The organism is Enterococcus sp. LJL120 (assembly GCF_054871765.1).
This window is the reverse complement of sequence record NZ_JBTXLV010000008.1, coordinates 126023-141789: the sequence shown is the minus strand read 5'-3', so window position 1 is coordinate 141789 and position 15767 is coordinate 126023. Positions and strand designations below refer to the sequence as shown.

The window sequence follows — 15767 nt, the reverse complement described above, 5'->3', positions numbered from 1 at the left end:
GCTCTTTTTAACGACCATTATTTAAATAAGCTTTCATAATCAACACTCGTATCGCTCGCTTGTAAATCCTCTACTAAGCTGCTAATTTTTTCAAAATTGATAAAACGAGCTTGCCGTTGCAATTCTTTTCCCTTTGAAAAAACCAATACCGCCGGGGCCGTCATCACCTGAAATTCACCAGCAACTTCCGGCACCTCAAAGGCATCCATTTGATAAAGCGGGACCGTTAAATCCTGCGCCAATTTTTCTAAGCGGGGCTTGACCGCCACGCAGACACTGCAATCAGGCATCGAAATATATAAAATGCTGACTGGCTCTTGTAATGCGCTTTGGATTGCTGCAATATCTGAATATTTTTCCATTTGACCACCTCAAGTTTGACTTCTTAGCTTCATTTTAGTCGGGATTATCAAAAATACCAATAAAATGCTTGCAGGACAACATTTCGTTTTCTAAGGACAAATTAAAAATCGAAAAAAATCTTGTAGTTTTTTTCTAAGAGGCGTATTCTTGAAAAGAATTTACAGGAGGTTTGGATTCTATGTTCGATTTTTTACCCAGCTCAGTTTTACAAATGAGTACAATCTTTCTTTCAATTGTGATTGAAGCTCTGCCTTTTGTTTTATTAGGCTGTATTATCTCCGGTGCGTTGCAGGTTTTTTTAACCCCTGCCAGAGTTAAACGGTTTTTGCCAAAAAATAAAATTCTCTCCATTCTATTCGGCTCCTGTATGGGCTTTTTCTTCCCCTCCTGCGAGTGTGGTATTGTGCCGATTGTCCATCAATTTGTAAAAAAAGATGTACCAGTCTACACGGCATTCGCTTTTATGCTGACAGCCCCGATTATTAATCCAGTCGTTATTTTTTCAACTTATATCGCCTTTAGCAATACTTGGCGCTACGCTATTTTGCGGATGGTGGGCAGTTTTGTTGTCGCCTTAGTTGTGGGCTTGTGGCTAGCTTATTTATGCAAAGAACAAGTGCTGAAAACCCGTTTAAATGAAGCCTTCAGTCAGCATCATTTGTCAAAAATTCCAGAGACGGCCTTAGCAGGCGCTAATCAAGTTGCAGCAAATTCTAAGTTTACAGCAAACGGTTTTTCAGAAGCTGTCCTTGAAGATTACGGTAGTGAAGAGAAGATAGTTGAAGACTCTCATGAAAATGAACATCATCACCATGGGAGTGAAAAAAAAGGGTTTCTATCACAAGTGGGCAATGTCTTAGTTCATGCCATTGATGAATTTTTTGACACCGGTCGTTACTTGATGATTGGTGGTTTAATTGCGTCGGCCATGCAAACTTATTTGCCGACTGGGGCCATGTTGACACTGGGCTCAAATACTTTTTTAGCGATTTTGGTGATGATGGTTCTAGCCTTCACCATGTCCTTGTGTTCAGAAGCCGATGCTTTTATCGGCTCATCGCTGCTCAGTTTATTTGGTTCCGCTCCGGTCGTGGCTTTTCTAGTTTTTGGCCCAATGGTGGACATTAAAAATTTATTGATGATGAAACGCTATTTTTCAACGAAATTTATTTTACAGTTAGTTGCCATTATCACGGTGACCGTTTTGATTTACGGTTTAGTCATTTAAAGGGGGAGCAATTGTGCTGCGTTTTTTAATTTTATCTGGTTATTTTGAAGTGATGATGTATCTGATGGTCACAGGAAAATTAGATCAATACATCAATATTCACTACCAATATTTAGCAATACTTTCGATGATTTTAGCTCTCGTCTTGGCCCTCGTTCAATTGTATTTGTGGATGACTGGCAAAACTGAACAACCTCACCAACATGAAGAAGAGCTAGACCATGATCATCATTTGAATAAATGGTATCAAAAATTGAGCTCCTATGGCTTATTAATAATCCCGCTACTGGTGGCGACTGTTTTTCCAACGGTTAGTTTAGATGCAACGATTGTTGAAGCGAAGGGGATTACCTTTCCCATCAGTGAAGAGTCGGTCGGCGATCCAGAGATGAATACCCAATATTTGCGGCCGGACACGAGCATTTATTACAATGACTCAGATTATAATTCTATGATGGAAACTTTATTAAGCAAATATGAAACAGATAATGCAATTAAAGTCACCGATGATAACTACTTGGAAATTATGGAAATTATTTATAATTTTCCCAGCATCTTTCAAGGAAAAACTATTAAGTACACCGGTTTTGTTTTTCAGGCGCCCCAAGGTGAAGCCAATCAAATTTTTGCCTTTCGCTTTGGCGTGATCCACTGTGTTGCCGATTCGGGTGTGTTTGGTCTGCTGAGTAATTTGCCAGCAGGAGTCAATTTTGAAAATAACGATTGGGTGACTGTTGAGGGTGTTATCGGCACGACTTATTATGCACCTTTGGAGAGTAGTATCCCTTCCATTCAAGTGACATCAATTGAAAAAGTCAACGCCCCGAGCAATCAATATGTTTACCGGGCCTTTTAAAAATTGTTCCTTCTCCCTTGATTTGAAAAAAATAGAAAATATTTTTTATTGGAGAATTAGCTTGTGCTTTTTTTAAAGTTCTTATTGAATAAATCACTACAAAAAAACTCCCGCAGTTTATTAATTGCGGGAGTTTTTTTCTAAATAGTTCAGGCTGTTTTTGCTTCAACAAATGTGATTCGCCGATCATTGCCGATACTGCGGCAGATGGAATATTCAATCGGTTTGCTGTCTTTTAAATAAACGACTTGTTCTGTAACTAAAATACTTTGGCGATTAGGTACGGCTAAAAGTTTTTGATCTTCTTTTGTCGAATTTTCAGCATAGACGGATTTAAAAATGCCGCCAAAACGCAGATGCAAAGTATCAACTAAATGACGATAAATCGAGTTTTCGATAATTTCTTCGGTCAATTTAGGCACCATTGAAACCGGTATGTAGACGTCTTCTTTAACGTAAGGCTTGCCAGCTAATGTGTAAAGTCTTGCAAGATAATAAACAGGTTGTTCGCGACTGATGCCTAATTGTTGCTGTGTATCTTTATTAGGAAACTGCACTTCAAAATCTAAAATCGAAATATTTAATAAATCAAACTGTTCTTCTGACAGCTGCAATTTTTCATATTCAAATTTTTGCAAACAATCAGTGGAATTGCCCCAAAGCGCTGGACTCATTACGCGGGTTCCAGAACCCCTTTGCGAATTAATCAAGCCTTCGTTCATTAAGAGATTCAATGCTTTTTTAATCGTCATCCGGCTCACATTAAATTCTTCAACAAATTCAGTTTGATTCGGCATTAATTGATTTGGCGGATAACTGCCTGAACGAATTCTTTCGCGGATAGCGGCTGCAATTTCTTCATATTTTGTCATAATCATTTCCCCCCTGTATCTTTAGTATAGTGAGCAAAGTATACTTATACAATCAATCGAATTTTCATTTCAATTCGAAATTAAAGTGTTTTTTGAAAGCAAGAATACATAACAAATAAATGTAAGGCTTTCTCGCTACAAAATCTTGTTCTCGGGGATAAATGGATAACTTGATAACGAAAAATGATTCTAACCAAGAATTTCTTCCTTCTTAAGAATTTTTTTAGCAAAATGCAAAAGATGGAATCTAAAAAATATTATTTAGGAAATTTTTGTATATAAATTTTAAAATCAAATTATTTTTACATAAATATTCTTTGACATGCATAAAATGATTGGGTATACTTTTGAAAACGAAAAAAAGAGGCGTTAGTATGAGTAAATTATTCAATAATTATGGACGGCAGGCATTTGAAATTATTTCTGGTCAAGGTTCGGTTGTAAAAGATGATCAAGGTCGTGAATTTTTAGATTTTACCAGCGGCATCGGTGTGATGAATGTAGGCTATGGTCATCCCCAGTTGGTGGCAGCTTTGCAGCAGCAAAATGAAATCTTGTGGCATATGCCAAACTTATATCAAAGTCAGCTGCAAGAAATGGTTGCTGAAAAATTAATTGGTAAGAAAGATTATTTGGCCTTCTTTTGTAATAGCGGCGCTGAAGCGAATGAAGCGGCGTTGAAGCTGGCCCGCAAAGCTACGGGCCGCAGCAAAATTATTACATTTATCGATTCCTTTCACGGAAGAACTTATGGGGCGCTGAGTGCAACTGGTCAAGCCAGCATTCAAGAAGGCTTTGGTCCGATTGTGCCAGACTTTATTTATCTTCCTTATAATCAGATAGGGGAACTGGAAAAAGTTCTGGATGAAAACACAGCGGCCGTGATGCTGGAGGTAATTCAAGGAGAAGGCGGCGTTTTACCGGCGGATGAAGCATGGCTGCAACAAGTGGCCGCTCTCTGTCAAAAAAATAATTCGCTGTTAATCGTCGATGAGGTTCAAACGGGCATGGGGCGGACTGGTAGTCTCTTTGCCTTTGAACAATTTCATATCGAACCAGATATTATTACTTTAGCAAAAGGCTTAGGCAATGGAATTCCTGTGGGGGCCATGCTTGGCAAAACCAAGCTTGGAGCGGCCTTTGGTCCCGGGAGCCACGGTTCAACCTTTGGCGGCAATAAATTAGCTATGGCAGCCGCCAGCGCTGTGTTAGATATTATACAGGGGGAAAATTTTCTCGCAGCTGTTCAGCAAAAATCCGCTCTACTTTTTGACGAGCTTCAAAAAATTCAATCGGATAAAATTGTGGAAATCCGTGGTAAAGGTTTGATGGTAGGACTGGTGATTGCCGACGAATTTTCTGTCAAGGAGGTTATCCAAGAATTACAGGAGCAAGGGCTACTGACTTTGCGGGCCGGCCAAAATGTTTTGCGACTGCTGCCTTCATTAACCGTAACGGAAGCGGAAATCAAACAGGCGACAGGTCTCATTCAAAGCGTTTTAACTAAATCAAATTAAAAATAAAACTGTGGGATAAAACTTGGCAGTCAGGCAATCGCTGGCGAAACTTTTTAAAAGAAAAGTTTTAATAGTTTGCCGAAACTCTCCATTAAAAGAGTTTCTCTTCAACCAAGCTGCTTCCGCAGTTTTTCTTTTTGAATTTTTTTTGAATAAAAAATTGGAAATTCGCAATAAAAACTTATAAAAAGTCATTGACATGCATAAAGATATTTTCTATAATCAGAGTTATTAAAAGACGAGGTGATTGGATGAAGGCGGCAATTGTTGGAGTTACAGGTTATACAGGAATTGAATTGATGCGCTTGATTCAAGGTCATCCTCATTTAGAAATTGGAACTTTATGCAGTGGTACGATGCATAAAAATGATATTGCTGAACTTTATCCTCATTTAAAAGGTTTAGTGCAACAACCGGTGGAGGCTTTTGATGCTAAAAAAATAATGTCAGAAAATGAACTTGTTTTTTTTGCAACACCAGCAGGCATCAGTAAAGAAAATGTTGCCGTTTTTCTTGAAGCTGATTTTCCGGTGATTGACTTGTCCGGTGATTTGCGTTTGAAAAATCCAGCGGACTATCAAAAGTGGTATCAAAAAACGCCGGCTGCTGCAGACATTTTGGAAAAAGCTTTTTATGCGGTACCAGAATTTTATGACAAGCCGGATGGAAATTTAATTTCAAACCCCGGCTGCTATGCGACAGCCACTGAACTGACTTTATCACCATTAATCAAAAATCACTTGATTGATTTAGATTCCATCGTGATTGATGCAAAGTCTGGCTTATCAGGCGCTGGTAAGAAGCTGACGGAGGCTAGTCACTTTGTTAATGTGCAGGAAAATATGAGCATGTACAAGGTTAATCAGCATCAGCACATTCCAGAAATCGTGGCCCATCTCAAACAATTTGATCATGAGCTAAAAACACTCCAGTTTACAACAAGTTTGCTTCCTATTACAAGAGGAATTTTAGTTTCCTCTTATGTCAAATTAAAAGCAGGGACCATAAAAGAGCAAGTAGCTGAGGCTTTTTCTTATTATGATGACAAACCGTTTGTGCGGATGCAGGAGGAAAATCAGCTGCCTCAAATTAAACAGGTCGTTGGCTCAAATTTTTGCGATATCGGCTATGTCATCAATCCAGAAAATAATTATCTGACACTGGTCACTGTGATTGATAATTTAGTAAAGGGCGCTGCGGGATTAGCGCTGCAAAATTTTAATAAATGGGCGGGAATTGATGAGACCAGCGGCTTGTTAGCTGTTCCTATTTTCCCTTAATCAAAAAAAGAAACGAAGGTAAGGTTATGGAAATCATTTCAGGGACCATCGCAGCTCCCCTCGGTTTTTATGCGGACGGGCAGCACTGCGGATTGAAAAAAGAGAAAAAAGACATCGGCTGGTTTTATTCAGAGGTGCCGGCAGCGGTGGCGGGAGTCTTTACCACTAATAAAGTTCAAGCAGCTCCCATCAAATGGGACAAAGAAATTGTAAAAAATGGCAAAGTGCAAGCAGTTGTGGTGAATTCGGGAAATGCCAACGCTTGTACCGGACCAGCTGGCCATGTGGCTGTAAAAAAAATGGCTGAAAAAGTTGCCGAAAAATTAGCGATTCCTACAGAATTTGTGGCAGTTTCGTCGACCGGCATCATTGGTCAACCGATGCCGCTGGTGACACTTGAAACAGGAATTAATAGTTTAGCAAAAGACGGCAACGCGTATCATTTTCATGAAGCGATTTTGACGACAGACACGGTGACAAAAGAAATCGTGGTGACTGAGGAAATTGCCGGGGAGAAAATTATCCTCGCCGGTGTCGCTAAAGGCTCCGGGATGATTCATCCCAACATGGCGACGATGCTGGGCTATGTTACGACGGATGCCAATATTTCAGCAGAACTGCTACAGGAAATTTTAAAAGAATTAACAGAAGTGACTTTTAACCAAATTACCGTCGATGGCGATACTTCGACAAATGACACAGTTCTAGTTATCGCAAACGGTTTAGCACAAACCAAGCCGATTTTAAAGGACAGCGAAGCGTTTGCGATGTTTAAAGCGGACTTGCATTTTGTATTAGAAACACTAGCCAAAAAAATTGCCCAAGACGGTGAGGGCGCTACGAAATTAATCGAAGTAGAAGTCACTGAAGCAAAAGACCCGTTGGCTGCTCGGATGGTAGCGAAATCCATTGTTGGTTCAGATTTATTAAAGTCAGCAGTCTTCGGTAAAGATCCCAACTGGGGTCGCATTCTCTGTGCCGGTGGTTATGCTGGCGTTGATTTTGATTTTGAAAAAGTTGCGATAGCTCTAGCAGGGATTCCTGTTTTTGAAGCAGGGATGGCAGTTCAATTTGATGAAGAGCTGATGGCTGAAAAGTTGGCGGATACAGTCGTTCCTATCAGCATGTCATTGGCTGAAGGACAAGCCAGTGGTAAGGCTTGGGGCTGTGACCTAACTTACGATTACGTCAAAATTAACGCATTGTATTCAACGTAAAAAAATAAACACATTCAAATAATTTCATGGAAAATAAATTGGTTAAAAAAAGGAGCTGGCTGACATGGCTGGAACAATTGTAATTAAAATGGGAGGCGTGGCCTCAGATAATTTAACACCGGAATTTTTCACTCAAATTCGAAAATGGCAGGCCCAAGGAAAACAATTGGTAATTGTTCATGGTGGCGGCCATTATATTTCTGAAATGATGGGGACGTTGAATATTCCGGTGGAAATTAAAAATGGGCTGCGGGTAACCACGGCAGAGACTTTGGAAATTACGCGGATGGTTCTTTTAGGTAGGGTTCAGCCGATGATTACCACCACTTTTCAAAAGGCCGACTTAACGCCGATTGGCTTAAATGCCGGCTGCGATCAATTAATTCAAGGCTCGATTATCGATCAAAATTCTTTAGGCTTTGTCGGTCAGGTTGAGGAAATTAATACTGAGTTGATTGAAGTGTTGTTGGAAAAGAAACATATTCCAATTATTGCACCTTTAGGAATCACTAGTGAGGGACAATGGCTAAACATCAATGCAGACGACGTTGCCTGCAAAGTAGCCAGCGCATTACAGGCGGAGGAATTATTTTTATTGACAGATGTCCCTGGGATAAAACAGGAAAACCAGTGGCTATCTGAGGTGCAGGCGGATCAATTAGACAATTTGAAATCAGCCAAAGTGATCACCGGTGGCATGATTCCTAAATTGGAAAGTGCCAAAAAAGCTTTAGAAAACGGCGTTGGCCTGGTCCACATCAGTAACGCCATTGATTATGCCGGCACTAAAGTGGTTTATCCGGCAGTTGCAGTTTAAAAAAGAGACTTCAAAAAGTATTTTATTAACAGATAAATCATGAAAAAAATTATCTGTTGATGGGTTGCTGGCTGAAGTCTTTTTCTTTTGCAGATTTTAAAATGTGTACCAGTTAGTTTTATTTCTTGCACTAAGATTTAATTTTGTTTGTCAAAAGATGATTCACAGCGAATGTAAGAATTATTTAATTTGTAGTTTGTGCTTAAGTCTAGTAAAATGTTATTTGAAAAGAAGGAAATCCCAGAAGGAAAAAGAGGTGTTGAAGATGGGTTTTACAGATGAAACAGTTCGTTTTGATTTTGATGACAATCATAAAAAAGCTGTCAGTGAAACATTGGCGATTGTCTATCATGCATTAGAGGAAAAAGGGTACAATCCAATCAATCAGATTGTCGGCTATTTGCTGTCAGGAGACCCGGCTTACATTCCCCGTTATCGTGATGCCCGCAACTTAATTCGCCGGCATGAGCGGGATGAAATTATGGAGGTTCTAGTTAAACATTACCTCGCTGAAAATGGGATTAAATTCTAATGCGGCTGATGGGTTTAGATGTCGGCTCAAGAACAGTCGGCGTGTCAGTCAGTGATCCGTTAGGCTGGACTGCGCAAGGGGTGGAAATTATCCGCATCAATGAAGATGAGGAAAATTTCGGCTTTGAGCGGTTAAAAGAGCTGGTGGCGGAGTATGAGGTGACAAAATTTGTCGTCGGTCTGCCGAAAAATATGAATAACACCATCGGACCTAGAGCAGAAGCTTCCATGGCCTATGGTGAAAAAATCAAGGCATTATTTGATTTACCAGTGGACTATCAAGACGAACGCTTGACAACGGTACAGGCTGAGCGGATGCTCGTGGAAGAAGCAAATGCTTCCCGCGCAAAACGCAAAAAAGTAATCGATAAGCTGGCCTCTGTCATGATTTTGCAAAATTATCTCGATAGCCATAGTCATCAACTATAATTTTTAGAAAAGAGGAATTCCAATGACAGAACATCACCATCATCATGACCATGATCATCATCATCACCACGATCACAACCATGAAGGACATGAACATATTACTTTAGTAGACGATGAAGGCAACGAAACCCTTTATGAAATTCTGCTAACTGTTGATGGCCAAGAAGAATTTGGTCGCAACTATGTGCTACTTTATCCAGCCGGCTCACCGGAGGACGAGGAAGTAGAATTACAAGCTTATGCTTACATCGAAAACGAAGACGGCACAGAAGGCGAACTGGAACCAATCGAGACCGACGCAGAGTGGGATATGATTGAAGAAGTGTTCAATACTTTTATGACGGAAGAAGAATAAACAGTTGATTTATTAGGCTAAACCCTTGATGGATAAGGGTTTAGTCTTTTTTTTTATTTTTTGAATGCCAGTATATCATTTGTTTTAACACTTGCATGTTGATTGCATCTTGTTATTGACAGAGGTGGTTCAAGTGTAGCGAAGAGCCTATTCAATGAAATTAAAAATGCATTGACGAATGAGTTAAGGCGAGTTCGCTTAGTAAGTTTCGCTGCATCTAACAGTCAAAGTGAACTGGCTTGGATGTTTAAAATTAACGAAGGGCTTTTTTCTAAAAAAATATTGAAAATAAACAGGTAACAATCAGCCATTATAAGGACTGTCACAATTTTTTAGAAAATAAAATTTGAAAAAACACTTAAACCTTTCCTAATAATTATTTGGTAGCCTTATAATAAATGTGCTCGGAAATGGATGGATCAAGATGGATAAGGAACTCTTTATTATTGAAATGCTTTCGGCACAATCCCTTGTCGTGGCTAGTGATCGAGAAAATAAACGCAAAACTTTTTTTGTGCTGTTGGCAGGTTTGCTGGCCACAATTAGTTTATTTTGGGGCATCAGTACGCTCGTCTATTTTGATTTAAGTCAACGCACCCAAAATTGGGTATATAGTATTCGCCTAGAACATCTCTATTATTTTTCATTAGGTCTTGGGGCTGTGATTGGAATTATTTTATTATTTTTCATGATAAGCAATCTGCGGGATACTTGGCAATTAAAAAAACATTTTAGTCATTGGTTAGAGGAACAGGCTGACACAATTGTTGCCTACCCATTAGTTTATTATGGGTTAGACTATTTTTATTTGGCTAAAGATGAAGGTCCTAATCAGCGAATCAAAATCAAAAAGAAACCAAAACAAAAGATTCCGGTCACAATTGGTGACTATGAAGTTTATTTGGGGAAAAGAGAAGGGGTAGCTGGAACTAGTTATAGTCAGTTGTTTATCTTACCGACAGAAACGTTCCCTGTCTATGATGAGCATAACTTGAAAGGCAACCGTGATTGGAAATTTTTTGGTGGGCTATCGATCGTTGCGGGAGTTATCTTAATTGGTATGATTTATTATGGTTTGCGTCATGAGACTGTCTCCATACCAGAAACCACAGCAAATACTGAGTATCCAACAGAATTTACAACTTCTTCTAGCATGCCAGAAGCTGTAGAAACTGGTGGATTGATTTCGCAAGTTGGTAATCCCCCTACAACTACTGGTGGTGAATTATTTCAACTAGATATTAGCCAAAGCGATGAACTATATCAAACAACTGATGGTGGCACATCTTGGCAATTTGTGCCGATTCGCTTAGATTGGCTGCGGGCAGGGCATTACACAACAACGGATGGAGAGCCGCCGTTAGGTTATTGGTTGGATAAAACATTTCAAGTTGGGGCTGATTTTAGCTGGTATGTGTATTCTCCAGACAATCTTAATTTGTATTTCTTACACTCAATGGATAATGGTCAGACGTGGCAAACTAGTGTGGTTTCAGATTTGCTTGCAGAACGTCTACGTTATCGTAAAGCAAACTTTTTTAATCCAGGACAAGCTGGTGCAGGTCGCGGCTACGTTGCCTACTCATTAGAAGATCCTTCTGTTTCGGCGGAAGATTTATTTTTCTTTTTTACCAATGATTATGGGCAAACCTGGCAAGCTGGTGTTAGTGCAAATTTTGACCGACCAATTCAAAATGTCAGTTTTTTATCTAGTCAAATTGGTTTTGTCAGTACCAGAGATGATGTGTATTACACAACGGACGGAGGTTTAAATTACGACCAAGCCATTATTTCGCCACCAGATGGCTATGCAAAAGGTGGTTTAAATATTTTTGATTCACCAAATGAAGTTGTCCAGATAAATTCCACGACTTATAGAGCAATTTTTAATTTTACTAAGACTGGGGATTTTGAAGGAAACCAGATGGATAGTTGGATTTATCAATCAACTGATGGTGGAGCTAATTGGGAAGTCGTTGAACAAGGAAACCAAATACGGATTAATTAAAATCCAAAAGCTGCCATCCAAAAGTATTAAAATAAGAATCATTTATTTTTGCAATAAAGAATACAGAGAGATAGTAAAGTATTTATGATCGAAAGATAAAAACTAGCAATCTAAAAGCCAAAGCCGCTGATATAAAATTTAGGGTTTTGGCTTTTTTGATTTTAATATTGAAATACTGAGGTTCATTTGAAAACTAAATTTTCAGGTTTACAAGTTTATAAATTGACCTTGCCAACTCAACTATTTATCCAATTTCCCAAAATTTCTTTAGTTGCTACTTTTTCTTTGCCCTCGTAAATATGAATTGTTATAGACTTGAAAGCTAGTGTCCCGCAGCTGAACTGCGGCATCCGCCAGCCAATTCACATTACGAATTAGTGCGCGGCCCTGCAACACTAAATCTGCTTGATTATTTTGCAAAATATATTCACATAGGCCAGCATTATCCAAGTGGCCAACAGCAGTGACAGGAATTGTCACGTTTTGCTTCATAACGGTTGTATAAGGAACTTGATACCCATCAGAAATGGGAATATTAGGTTTTTTATCGATCAACCCGCCTGTGGAAATATCTAAACAATCAACACCAGCAGCTTCTAGCCACTGACCAATTTGTAGCCATTCATCAATTGAGTTTTGAACACCGGTTTCGTCATAATCAGAAAGAGACAGTCTGACCCACAATGGCCCTTTGTAGAATTGGCGAATTTCTGTAACAGTTTCACCCAAAAAGCGATAGCGATTTTCTAGATTGCCACCATATTTATCAGTTCGTCTGTTGGTTAAGTTTGATAAAAATTGGCTAATCAGATAACCATGGGCACCGTGAAGTTCAATCATATCAAGATTGGCAGCAACACTGCGTTTCACTGCGGCAACAAATGCCTGCTGAATGGCTTTTATTTCCTCATAACTTAATGCGGCAGGTTCGGGATATTCTTGATTAAAACGCAATGGACTTGGCGCCACCGTTTTAATGGCATCCTCTGCTTTACGCCCCGCATGATTTAGTTGAATGCCGACTTTGGTGCCAAAGGAATGTAAAATCTCAACTAAGCGGGTTAATTCTGCTTGTTGCGCTTCATTCCAAAGGCCTAAATCATTTTTACTGATGCGGCCGTCTGGCAAGACACCAGTCGATTCAATGATAATTAAACCGACCTTAGAAAGAGCTCGTGCACCGTAATGGGCAAAATGAAAAGGGGTTAAGATACCATCTTCTTTTTTGACCTCATACATACACATGGGGGACATCACGACACGGTTAGCCAGTTCTAAATTTGTAATGGTAACCGGAGATAATAATTTTGACATGGTCGACTCCTTTTGTGACTGCCGGTAGGGCTGTCTTTTTTTGTACCTTCATCATACCGTGAAAAAAAGAAAAACAACAGCAGGCACTTTTTTATCAGGTAGTTACAAAAAAGTAAGTGAGGGATGTCAAAGGGATTTGCAGGAAGCTTTTTGATGGCGACAAGTTTATTTTCCTCCAACTCTCCACGGATTAAACTGATTTCTTGTATAATGAAAATGGTAACTGATTATCCGACAATTTCCGACACAAAAAGTCGGTTTAGAAAATGTTGACTGTTTTATATTGTAAGTAGGAGGAAATGTTATGGATTGGATGAGACAATTGAATCAGGCTTTGGATTATATTGAAGAAAATTTGACTGGTGAAATCTCTCAAGAAAAAATTGCTGAGATTGTCCACTGCTCCAGCTATAATTTTCAGCGGTTGTTTTCTTATATGGCCAATCAGTCCCTGTCTGAATATATTCGCGGGCGCAGGCTGACTTTGGCGGCCTTTGAGATCTTAAGAAATGAAGAGCGTCTGCTAGATGTAGCAATAAAGTATGGCTATGCTTCCCAAGATGCTTTTAGTCGGGCTTTTAAAACTTTTCATGGCGTCTTGCCTTCACAAGTGCGCAAGCAGCCGGTTCAGCTGAAGTCTTGTCCCAAACTTTCCTTTCAACTAACAATTAAAGGAGAAAAACAAATGCGCTATCAAATTGAAGAGTGGCCGGCCTTTAAAGTTGCCGGCTATAGCTATCCTGTCACAACAGAAACCGTTTTTGCAGAGGTTCCCAAAATTTGGGCATCTGTCTGGCAAAATGGTCGCATCAATGAGTTGACCAAACTTTTTCAACAGGCAGATTACCGACCTGCTGGTTTTTTAGGCGTTGCTATTGGTGGGCAATGGGGAGATTCAGAAAACATGAAATATTTTATCGGGGTAACCAATTATGTGGATGTCCCAGAGTGTCGTGATGTTCCTGCTCCTGAAGGCATGACTGAAATTTCCTTAGCGAAAGCCAAGTGGGTGGTCATCGAAGCCAATGGAGAATTGCCTTCAGCTGTTCAAGATGTTTACCAACAATTTTATCGGGAATGGCTGCCAAATTCCGGTTATCGACTGGCAGATTTACCAGCACTTGAATGTTATTTGCAAGAAGGTCATCAAGAGGTCTGGATTGCTGTCGAAAATTAAATACTATTTTGCAACTAATTTTTACTTTTGACTACATTTTTTAGTGAAACGGCTTAAATTTGCGACCAAAGCCCGATAAAGAAAGTCTTTCTTTTTGATACACTAGTGTTATTAGGGAATCAAAAGGAGGGGAAGGGGAATGAAAAAAGGGTTATTGGCAGTAATAATGGTTGGCTTGTTGAGCTTAAGCGGCTGTCTGGCGCCTAAAACTTTTAACGGTAGTTCAACAGGAAATGAAGATCAATTTATTACCTCTTATTCGGTTTTAAACACAACACTATCCAACGAGTTGGAGTTGAAAGCTGGAGACATTGTCGATGTTTTTGTCGAGAATAATTGCGGGCAATTGGAAATTCATCTGGAGGAACCCGGCGGTCATAAAATGCTGCGGGAAAAATTTCTCACCACTAGCGAATCATTTCCCGTTGAAATCTCAAAAAGCGGCAAATACCAAGTCTCGGTCATTGGCGATAATGCCAAGGGCAAAGTCAGTATAGTGAAACAAAGCTAAAACTTTCAATACTAATTGATAAATCAAATATCCAAATAATACAAAATTTACTTTTAGGTTCAATAACCACAAAAGTAAATCTGCAAGAGTTTCTAAAGAGGCTGTGACATTAGTTAGAACAGAGCCGAATTTTACGAACAATATCGATTGAAAACCACTAGATATTGTTAATTTGCGATGAGGACCTATTGGACCGCAGGAGCAAATATAGTTCGGGTTTCATCTGTTAAAAAGACTAATGCCACAGGCTTATTTTTGTTATTCAAAAGTTTGAAGATGATTTTATTTTGAAAATTAACTAAAAGAGCTTTCTTTGGTAAAATAAAGAGGACAAATCTGCTTGATAGGAGAAGTTCTATGACAGAATTAAGAGACTACCAAAAAATCGTTTATCAAAATAAAATCAATCATCAATTTAATGTCACCAATATTGAAAAAGAATTTTTATTTTTATATGGCGAAGTCGCAGAAGCTTTTGATGCCTATAAAAAGGGCCAAAAGGTGGGGGATGAGTTGGCGGATGTGGCAATTTATCTTTTAGGTTTGGCTGAAATTTTGAAGGTCGATTTAGGCTATGAACTAGAGCAAAAGCTTGCTATCAATCAAAAACGCCACTATCAAAAAAATTCGCAGGGCTACGCTCAGCGAATTGAAGAAGGACCGCAGTATGACAAATAAAAAAGAAAATTTTGAAATGTTGGCTCAACAAATTGCTCATTGCCGCATCTGTGAGGGCCGCTTAGACCCTGCGCCCGTCTTTCGGGGAGACCAACAGTCGAAAATTGTTCATATTAGTCAGGCCCCTTCTAAAACGGTGGCTGAAACCAAAATGCCCTTCACAGATGCCAGTGGCCGCAAGCTGCGGCAGGAATGGTACCAAATTTCTGAGGAAGAGTTTTATTTAGAGACTATTTTTTGCTTTGCGGCAGTCGGTCTTTGCTTTCCGGGGAAAAATAAAAGCGGCGGTGATAAACAGCCGCCAGCCATTTGTGGAAAAACGTGGTTGGCTCCTATTTTAGAAGCAGTTGATTATCAACTCATGATTTTAGTCGGTGGCAAAGCGGCCAATCATTTTTTCCCAAAGGCCGATTTTTCAAGCCTAGTGTTTGAAAATCAAGAAATTAATGGGCGGCCGGTGATTATTTTGCCGCATCCATCACCTTTGAATATTAAATGGTTTAAGGACCATCCAGACTTTTACCAATGGCGTTTAGCAGAAGTTCGCCAACAGGTGCAGACTGTTTTAAAGATAAATTAAGCTTTAGTGGTTAAAAAATTTAGTACCTAATAAA

Annotated in this window: 17 protein-coding genes; 14 read left to right on the top strand and 3 right to left on the bottom strand. The window is 39.4% G+C overall.

Translation table 11 applies throughout. The features are described 5' to 3' along the window. Positions 1–17: 17 nt before the first annotated feature. Positions 18–362, bottom strand: coding sequence for a thioredoxin family protein (locus tag ACYSNU_RS14240; protein ID WP_461737859.1), 345 nt, complete (start codon positions 360–362; stop codon positions 18–20). Positions 363–541: 179 nt separating this feature from the next. Between ACYSNU_RS14240 and ACYSNU_RS14235 the strand changes: the two genes are divergently transcribed. Together ACYSNU_RS14235 and ACYSNU_RS14230 are read left to right on the top strand one after the other, a co-directional pair. Next, the gene (locus tag ACYSNU_RS14235; RefSeq protein ID WP_461737858.1) at positions 542–1591 is read left to right on the top strand and encodes a permease; all 1050 of its coding nucleotides are present in this window, start codon (positions 542–544) and stop codon (positions 1589–1591) included. Positions 1592–1604: 13 nt separating this feature from the next. Beyond that, positions 1605–2447 (top strand): TIGR03943 family putative permease subunit, encoded by an 843-nt coding sequence (locus ACYSNU_RS14230; RefSeq protein ID WP_461737856.1) that lies wholly within the window; start codon positions 1605–1607, stop codon positions 2445–2447. A 149-nt stretch (positions 2448–2596) separates the two neighbouring features. Here the strand turns inward: ACYSNU_RS14230 and ACYSNU_RS14225 are convergent, their stop codons facing one another. Then, positions 2597–3319: a GntR family transcriptional regulator gene (locus ACYSNU_RS14225; RefSeq protein WP_461737855.1), complete on the bottom strand. Its 723-nt coding sequence runs from the start codon at positions 3317–3319 to the stop codon at positions 2597–2599. A gap of 374 nt (positions 3320–3693) precedes the next feature. Here ACYSNU_RS14225 and ACYSNU_RS14220 point away from each other — a divergent pair, with 374 nt between their 5' ends. The 8 genes from ACYSNU_RS14220 (at position 3694) to ACYSNU_RS14185 (ending at position 11473) form a co-directional block, all read left to right on the top strand. Next, positions 3694–4836, top strand: a complete 1143-nt coding sequence (locus ACYSNU_RS14220; protein WP_461737854.1) for an acetylornithine transaminase — start codon at positions 3694–3696, stop codon at positions 4834–4836. A gap of 251 nt (positions 4837–5087) precedes the next feature. Then, positions 5088–6116: an N-acetyl-gamma-glutamyl-phosphate reductase gene (argC, locus tag ACYSNU_RS14215; RefSeq protein WP_461737853.1), complete on the top strand. Its 1029-nt coding sequence runs from the start codon at positions 5088–5090 to the stop codon at positions 6114–6116. A 26-nt stretch (positions 6117–6142) separates the two neighbouring features. Then, positions 6143–7333 carry a bifunctional glutamate N-acetyltransferase/amino-acid acetyltransferase ArgJ gene (gene argJ / locus ACYSNU_RS14210; protein WP_461737852.1) on the top strand — a complete coding sequence of 397 codons (1191 nt, stop codon included), beginning with the start codon at positions 6143–6145 and terminating at the stop codon, positions 7331–7333. 64 nt (positions 7334–7397) lie between these two features. Then, on the top strand, positions 7398–8150 hold the full coding sequence (gene argB, locus ACYSNU_RS14205; protein WP_265458972.1) for an acetylglutamate kinase: 753 nt from the start codon (positions 7398–7400) through the stop codon (positions 8148–8150). Positions 8151–8415: 265 nt separating this feature from the next. Beyond that, the gene (locus ACYSNU_RS14200; RefSeq protein ID WP_265458973.1) at positions 8416–8682 is read left to right on the top strand and encodes an IreB family regulatory phosphoprotein; all 267 of its coding nucleotides are present in this window, start codon (positions 8416–8418) and stop codon (positions 8680–8682) included. Then, the gene (ruvX, locus tag ACYSNU_RS14195) at positions 8682–9110 is read left to right on the top strand and encodes a Holliday junction resolvase RuvX (RefSeq protein WP_265458974.1); all 429 of its coding nucleotides are present in this window, start codon (positions 8682–8684) and stop codon (positions 9108–9110) included. Before ACYSNU_RS14200 ends, ruvX begins: the two co-directional genes overlap by 1 nt. Positions 9111–9132: 22 nt before the next feature. Next, positions 9133–9465, top strand: coding sequence for a DUF1292 domain-containing protein (locus ACYSNU_RS14190; RefSeq protein WP_461737849.1), 333 nt, complete (start codon positions 9133–9135; stop codon positions 9463–9465). 424 nt (positions 9466–9889) lie between these two features. Next, positions 9890–11473, top strand: coding sequence for a hypothetical protein (locus tag ACYSNU_RS14185; RefSeq protein WP_461737847.1), 1584 nt, complete (start codon positions 9890–9892; stop codon positions 11471–11473). Positions 11474–11740: 267 nt separating this feature from the next. Here ACYSNU_RS14185 and ACYSNU_RS14180 read toward each other — a convergent pair whose 3' ends face one another. Then, positions 11741–12787, bottom strand: a complete 1047-nt coding sequence (locus tag ACYSNU_RS14180; RefSeq protein ID WP_461737846.1) for an oxidoreductase — start codon at positions 12785–12787, stop codon at positions 11741–11743. A 304-nt stretch (positions 12788–13091) separates the two neighbouring features. On the opposite strand from ACYSNU_RS14180, the gene ACYSNU_RS14175 reads away from it, so the two are divergent. From ACYSNU_RS14175 to ACYSNU_RS14160, 4 genes are all read left to right on the top strand, one after another. Beyond that, a complete protein-coding gene (locus ACYSNU_RS14175) occupies positions 13092–13964 on the top strand; it encodes an AraC family transcriptional regulator (protein WP_461737845.1) in 873 nt (290 codons plus the stop codon). 139 nt (positions 13965–14103) lie between these two features. Next, a complete protein-coding gene (locus ACYSNU_RS14170) occupies positions 14104–14475 on the top strand; it encodes a hypothetical protein (protein ID WP_461737844.1) in 372 nt (123 codons plus the stop codon). Between the two features lie 357 nt (positions 14476–14832). After that, entirely contained in the window at positions 14833–15153 is a 321-nt protein-coding gene (locus tag ACYSNU_RS14165) for a nucleoside triphosphate pyrophosphohydrolase family protein (protein ID WP_461737843.1), read from the top strand. Next, a complete protein-coding gene (locus ACYSNU_RS14160) occupies positions 15143–15733 on the top strand; it encodes a uracil-DNA glycosylase family protein (RefSeq protein ID WP_461737842.1) in 591 nt (196 codons plus the stop codon). Before ACYSNU_RS14165 ends, ACYSNU_RS14160 begins: the two co-directional genes overlap by 11 nt. Positions 15734–15767 lie beyond the last annotated feature (34 nt).

What these genes read in the sequence shown, in the direction of transcription:
- ACYSNU_RS14240 (WP_461737859.1), bottom strand. Translation starts at nt 362, where the DNA reads ATGGAAAAATATTCAGATATTGCAGCAATCCAAAGCGCATTACAAGAG.
- ACYSNU_RS14235 (WP_461737858.1), top strand. Translation starts at nt 542, where the DNA reads ATGTTCGATTTTTTACCCAGCTCAGTTTTACAAATGAGTACAATCTTT.
- ACYSNU_RS14225 (WP_461737855.1), bottom strand. Translation starts at nt 3,319, where the DNA reads ATGACAAAATATGAAGAAATTGCAGCCGCTATCCGCGAAAGAATTCGT.
- ACYSNU_RS14220 (WP_461737854.1), top strand. Translation starts at nt 3,694, where the DNA reads ATGAGTAAATTATTCAATAATTATGGACGGCAGGCATTTGAAATTATT.
- argC (WP_461737853.1), top strand. Translation starts at nt 5,088, where the DNA reads ATGAAGGCGGCAATTGTTGGAGTTACAGGTTATACAGGAATTGAATTG.
- argJ (WP_461737852.1), top strand. Translation starts at nt 6,143, where the DNA reads ATGGAAATCATTTCAGGGACCATCGCAGCTCCCCTCGGTTTTTATGCG.
- argB (WP_265458972.1), top strand. Translation starts at nt 7,398, where the DNA reads ATGGCTGGAACAATTGTAATTAAAATGGGAGGCGTGGCCTCAGATAAT.
- ACYSNU_RS14200 (WP_265458973.1), top strand. Translation starts at nt 8,416, where the DNA reads ATGGGTTTTACAGATGAAACAGTTCGTTTTGATTTTGATGACAATCAT.
- ruvX (WP_265458974.1), top strand. Translation starts at nt 8,682, where the DNA reads ATGCGGCTGATGGGTTTAGATGTCGGCTCAAGAACAGTCGGCGTGTCA.
- ACYSNU_RS14190 (WP_461737849.1), top strand. Translation starts at nt 9,133, where the DNA reads ATGACAGAACATCACCATCATCATGACCATGATCATCATCATCACCAC.
- ACYSNU_RS14185 (WP_461737847.1), top strand. Translation starts at nt 9,890, where the DNA reads ATGGATAAGGAACTCTTTATTATTGAAATGCTTTCGGCACAATCCCTT.
- ACYSNU_RS14180 (WP_461737846.1), bottom strand. Translation starts at nt 12,787, where the DNA reads ATGTCAAAATTATTATCTCCGGTTACCATTACAAATTTAGAACTGGCT.
- ACYSNU_RS14175 (WP_461737845.1), top strand. Translation starts at nt 13,092, where the DNA reads ATGGATTGGATGAGACAATTGAATCAGGCTTTGGATTATATTGAAGAA.
- ACYSNU_RS14170 (WP_461737844.1), top strand. Translation starts at nt 14,104, where the DNA reads ATGAAAAAAGGGTTATTGGCAGTAATAATGGTTGGCTTGTTGAGCTTA.
- ACYSNU_RS14165 (WP_461737843.1), top strand. Translation starts at nt 14,833, where the DNA reads ATGACAGAATTAAGAGACTACCAAAAAATCGTTTATCAAAATAAAATC.
- ACYSNU_RS14160 (WP_461737842.1), top strand. Translation starts at nt 15,143, where the DNA reads ATGACAAATAAAAAAGAAAATTTTGAAATGTTGGCTCAACAAATTGCT.